Origin of the sequence: Sulfitobacter sp. HI0129, from assembly GCF_001635395.1 — a bacterium.
Taxonomy (GTDB): domain Bacteria; phylum Pseudomonadota; class Alphaproteobacteria; order Rhodobacterales; family Rhodobacteraceae; genus Sulfitobacter.
In genome coordinates this window covers 1-262 of sequence record NZ_LWGH01001062.1, presented here as the reverse complement: position 1 = coordinate 262, position 262 = coordinate 1, and the positions used below count along the sequence as shown (strand labels likewise).

Annotated in this window: 1 pseudogene; it reads left to right on the top strand. The window is 64.5% G+C overall.

The window, feature by feature from the left end:
- Nucleotides 1-133: 133 nt before the first annotated feature.
- Nucleotides 134-262 (top strand): annotated as a pseudogene (locus A3764_RS26480) (mercury resistance system transport protein MerF); the annotation flags it as partial.

The window sequence follows — 262 nt, the reverse complement described above, 5'->3', positions numbered from 1 at the left end:
AATTCACCGAAGGTGAGGCGGAGGATGGCATCTATGTCCTGCGTTACGATGACGACGTCACCGGACCCGACGCCCTGATCGCCGCCATCACCGGGGTCGGCTACGGCGCGACGCTCGTCTCAGGGAGCGGCTCGTGAGCGAGCCTGAACCAACCCCTGACAAGAACGACCGCCTGCTGAAATACGGGCTGGTGGGCACTGTCATCGTGGCGCTGTGCTGCTTCACCCCCGTGCTGGTGATCCTGTTCGGCGTGGTGGGGCTC